4 protein-coding genes and 1 pseudogene are annotated in these 4,906 nt (G+C 73.7%); all 5 read left to right on the forward strand.

Annotation, left to right across the window (positions count from 1 at the left end; genetic code table 11):
• Positions 1 to 449: pseudogene (locus ACWEVO_RS30040) on the forward strand (MFS transporter); the annotation flags it as partial.
• Positions 450 to 590: 141 nt separating this feature from the next.
• A complete protein-coding gene (locus ACWEVO_RS30045) occupies positions 591 to 983 on the forward strand; it encodes a DUF2267 domain-containing protein (protein WP_452310839.1) in 393 nt (130 codons plus the stop codon).
• 393 nt (positions 984 to 1,376) lie between these two features.
• Positions 1,377 to 2,087: an enolase C-terminal domain-like protein gene (locus ACWEVO_RS30050; protein ID WP_452310840.1), complete on the forward strand. Its 711-nt coding sequence runs from the start codon at positions 1,377 to 1,379 to the stop codon at positions 2,085 to 2,087.
• Between the two features lie 23 nt (positions 2,088 to 2,110).
• Entirely contained in the window at positions 2,111 to 3,262 is a 1,152-nt protein-coding gene (locus ACWEVO_RS30055) for an L-talarate/galactarate dehydratase (protein ID WP_452310841.1), read from the forward strand.
• 23 nt (positions 3,263 to 3,285) lie between these two features.
• A complete protein-coding gene (locus ACWEVO_RS30060) occupies positions 3,286 to 4,800 on the forward strand; it encodes an aldehyde dehydrogenase (NADP(+)) (RefSeq protein WP_452310842.1) in 1,515 nt (504 codons plus the stop codon).
• Positions 4,801 to 4,906 lie beyond the last annotated feature (106 nt).

The raw sequence follows: 4,906 nt of genomic DNA on the forward strand, positions 1-4,906 counted from the left end.
CCCGCGCCCGGCTCGGGGTCGGGCGGGCGGTCACCGGGGCGGCGGTGCTCCAGGCCGGCGCCGCGCTGGTGCTGCTGCCGCACCCGCTCGGCATCGGTGCCGGATTGGCGGTGAACGCCTTCGCCAGCGGGCTGTACAACGTCAACGCGGTCAGCCTCCGGCAGGCGGCCACGCCCCCGGCGCTGCTGTCCCGGATGACCGCCACCAGCCGGTTCGTCATCTGGGGGGCGATGCCGCTCGGGGCGGCCCTGGGCGGCGCGTTGACCGGGCTCTTCGGCGCGCCGGCGTACCTCGCCCTGGCCTCGCTCGGGATGGCGGCGGCCGCACTGGTCACCCGCTGCTCGCCGGTCTGGCGGACGCGGGACTTCCCGCCCTCCGCCGACCCGGCGCCGACCGTCCCGGAAGCCGGCTCCCCGGAGCCCGCCGACCCGGTGCCCGCCGCCCGCTGACCGCCGTTTGCCGCCCCCCGCCCCCGGGTAACCGCCGGCTCCCAGGGGCCTCGTTCACGGAGACAGTGGCCATCGCGGGTCCGATGGCCACTGTCTCGGTGAAACAGGGCGACCGGGGGCCCGAGGCGACAGGAGGCGGACGTGCGGTTTCCCCGATTCGTCGAGGCGGTGTCGCGCCGCGCCGAACTGCCCACCGAGCAGGCCGCGACGATCTCCCGCGCGGTGCTGCAGACCCTCGCCGACCGGATCACCTCCGGCGAGTCGGCGGACCTCGCGGCCCAGTTGCCCGACGAGCTGAGCGGCTACCTGACCGCGCCGATCGATGGCGGGGGCGGCGGGCCGGTGACCTTCCTCCGGCGGGTCGCGGACCGGGCGGGGGTGGATCCGGCGGTCGCCGAGGTGGGTACCGTGGCGGTGCTCGCGACGCTGCGGGAAGCGGTGACGGTGGACGAGTTCCAAGATCTCGTCGCGCAGTTGCCGAAGGGATTCGACGCGATGGTCGACCCGATCCCCCGTCCGCCGTACGATCGGTGAGGTTGTGCTCCCCGCACGGGGTTGAGCTGCGGCAAAGGTGCCGCTGGGCCGAAGATTCAACGGTTTGGAAGTATTTTCACCGGAAAATAACTCGCGGGTAGCGTCCTACGCCGAAAATCGTCTTCGCGCTAGAGGGATGATCGGACGATTTCCGCCGTCCGACGTTCCAGGGGGTCGTCACCCCTTCGGGCTGACCCCGATCGATTCCCTTCCCATCGAGAGATTGAGCTTTATTCTGCTTCCAATGTGAAGTCCTGGGGGGGATTCATGGTCACATTCGTCGATCGCTGCGCGCCCGCCCGCTGTGGAGAGACACCAGCTCCCTGACATGGCCAAACCGATGATCATAAATCGTTTCGGTGCGGTCGCGGCACGCGACGGTCCAAGGGCGGCGTGTTCGCCGCCGAGCAGGAGGTCGCCGCGGTCCGCGCCCTCGCCGCGCGGTTCCCGGACGCGCGGATCACGCTCGACCCGAACGGCGGCTGGCTGCTCGCCGACGCCGTCGAGCTCTGCCGCGACCTGCACGGTGTGCTGGCGTACGCGGAGGATCCGGTCGGCGCGGAGGGCGGGTTCTCCGGGCGCGAAATGATGGCGGAGTTTCGGCGGGCCACGGGGCTGCCGACGGCCACCAACATGATCGCGACCGACTGGCGGCAGCTGGCCCACGCGGTCCGATCGGACGCGGTCGACATCCCCCTCGCCGATCCGCACTTCTGGACCATGCGCGGCTCCGTCCGGGTCGCCCAGCTCTGCCACGACTTCGGCCTCACCTGGGGCTCGCACTCGAACAACCACTTCGACATCTCGCTGGCCATGTTCACCCACGTCGGCGCGGCGGCCCCGGGCGAGATCACCGCCCTGGACACGCACTGGATCTGGCAGGACGGGCAGGCGCTCACCCGCCGACCGCTGCGGATCCGGAACGGCCGGATCGAGGTGCCCACCGCGCCGGGGCTGGGGGTCGAGCTCGACCGCGACGCCCTCGCCGCGGCGCACGAGCTGTACCTGGAGCACGGCCTGGGCGCCCGCGACGACGCCGTGGCGATGCAGTACGTCCTCCCCGGCTGGACGTTCGACCCCAAGCGACCCTGCCTGGTCCGCTGACCGGCTGACGGAAAAGGAACGACATGACCACCACCGCCCCGCCCGCGATCCTCGACCGGATCGAGTCGGTGACCCTCTCGTCCGTCACCCTGCCGCTGCCCACCGGCATCAGCGACGCGAAGGTGCTCACCGGTCGGCAGCGGCCGATGACCGAGGTCGCCTTCCTCTTCGCCGAGATCCGTACCGAGGCGGGGCTGGAGGGGGTCGGCTTCAGCTACTCGAAGCGGGCCGGCGGACCGGCGCAGTTCGCGCACGCCCGGGAGGTCGCCCCGGACCTGATCGGCGAGGACCCCAGCGACATCGGCCGGCTCTGGACCAAGCTGGTCTGGTCGGGCGCGTCGGTCGGGCGCAGCGGCGCCGCGACCCAGGCGCTCGCCGCGATCGACGTGGCGCTGTGGGACCTCAAGGCGAAGCGGGCCGGGCTGCCGCTGGCCAAGCTGCTGGGCGCGTATCGCGACTCGGTGCGCTGCTACAACACCTCCGGCGGCTTCCTGCACGAATCGATCGAGCAGGTGCTGGAGAACGCGACGCGCACCCTCGAGTCGGGCGTGGGCGGCATCAAGATCAAGGTCGGTCAGCCCGACTCGGCGGAGGACCTGCGTCGGGTCCGCGCCGTCCGGGAGCACCTCGGCGACGCGGTGCCGTTCATGGTGGACGCCAACCAGCAGTGGGACCGGCCGACCGCCATGCGGGTCGGCCGGGCGCTGGAGGAGTTCGGCCTGGTCTGGGTCGAGGAGCCGCTGGACGCGTACGACGCCGAGGGGCACGCCCAGCTCGCCCGGTCGCTGGACACGGCGGTGGCGACCGGCGAGATGCTGACCAGCGTCGCCGAGCACTACGAGCTGATCCGGGCCGGCGCGGTGGACATCCTGCAGCCCGACGCTCCCCGGATCGGCGGCATCACCCAGTTCCTCAAGCTCGCCACGCTGGCCGAGCAGAGCAACCTGCAACTGGCGCCGCACTTCGCCATGGAGATCCACGTGCACCTGGCGGCCGCCTACCCGTACGAGCCGTGGGTGGAGCACTTCGACTGGCTGTACCCGCTGTTCAACGAGCGACTGGAGACCCGCGGCGGACGCATGTACCTGTCGGACCGCCCCGGCCTCGGCATCACGTTGAGCGAGCAGGCCCGCGCCTGGACCGTCGACCGGGCCCACGTCGACGCCGCCCGCTGAAGCACCCCTTGGAGGTAATGCGCATGTCCGACGTCGTCAGCACCGACCCCCGGACCGGCCGAGCGGTGGAGGTCGTCGCCACGGAGACGACCACCGCAGAGGTGGACCTGCTCTGCGCGGCGGCCCTCGCCGCGGCCCCCGCACTGGAGGCGCTCGGCCGCGCCGGGCGGGCGGCACTGCTGCGCGGCCTCGCGGACGCCCTCGAGGAGCGGCGGGAGGAGATCGTCGCCGTCGCCGACCGGGAGACCGCGCTGGGCCCGGTACGGCTGACCGGCGAGCTGACCCGCACCTGCTACCAGCTGCGGATCTTCGCAGAGGTGCTGGACGAGGGCAGCTACCTCGAGGCGACCATCGACCACGCCGGCGACACCCCGATGGGGCCCCGTCCCGACCTGCGCCGGATGCTCGTCCCGATCGGGCCGGTCGCGGTCTTCGGCGCCAGCAACTTCCCGCTGGCCTTCTCCGTCCCGGGCGGCGACACCGCCTCGGCCCTGGCGGCCGGCTGCCCGGTCATCGTCAAGGCGCACGGGTCCCATCCGGCGACGTCCCAGCTGGTGTTCGACATCCTCGCCGCGGCGGCCGACAAGGCGGGCGCCCCGGCCGGCACCCTCAGCCTCGTCCACGGCGTGCCGGCCGGCGCGGCGCTCGTCGCCCACTCGGCCGTCCGGGCCGTGGGCTTCACCGGCTCGCTCACCGGCGGGCGCGCCCTGCTGCGGATCATCGAGCAGCGCCCCGACCCGGTGCCGTTCTTCGGGGAACTCAGCAGCCTCAACCCGGTGGTCGTGACGCCGCGCGCCGCCGCGGAGCGCGGGTCGACGATCGGCACCGAACTCGTCGGCTCCTTCACCCTCGGCGGCGGCCAGTTCTGCACCAAGCCGGGGCTGGTGTTCGTGCCCGCCGGTCCCGACGGCGACGCGGTGGTCGGCGCGATGGCCGACGCGGTCCGGGGGGCCGCCGCCCCGGTGCTGCTCAACGCGGGCATCGCGGCCGCGTACGGCACCATCGCCGGCGGGCTCGCCGAGGCACCGGGCGTCGAGGTGCTGGCCCGGGGCGCGGAGCCGGCGGGAACCGGCTTCCAGGCCGCGCCGCTGCTGCTCACCGCGGCGGCGGCCGAGCTGCCGCCGCAGGTCACCGAGGAGTGCTTCGGGCCGGTGTCGGTGGTGGCCCGCTACGCCGGCGAGGCCGAACTCCGCACGGCACTGGCGGCGCTGCCGTCGTCGTTGACCGCGACCGTCCTGCTCGGCCGGGGCGAGACCGACCTTCCCCGGGCGGTGTCGGCCCAGTTGCGTGCCCTGGCCGGCCGGTTGGTCTACGACGCCTACCCCACCGGCGTGGCCGTCTCCTGGGCCCAGCACCACGGGGGGCCGTGGCCGTCGACCAACTCGCAGCACACCTCCGTCGGCACCACCGCGATCCGGCGGTTCCTGCGTCCGGTCACCTGGCAGGGCGCCCCGGCCGACCTGCTCCCACCCGAGCTGACCGACGACTACCGCGCCATCCCGCGCCGCGTCGACGGCGCCCTGGAGCTGCCCCGATGACCTCCGGCGGCCACCGCCCGCCGCGGGTGGGCGCTGGACTGGCGTGCCGGCGCCGGGGGGGGGGGGGGGGGGGGCGCCCGGCGGGGTTAGGTTGGGGGCCGGGGTG

The sequence above is a fragment of the Micromonospora sp. NPDC003776 genome (assembly GCF_053605645.1).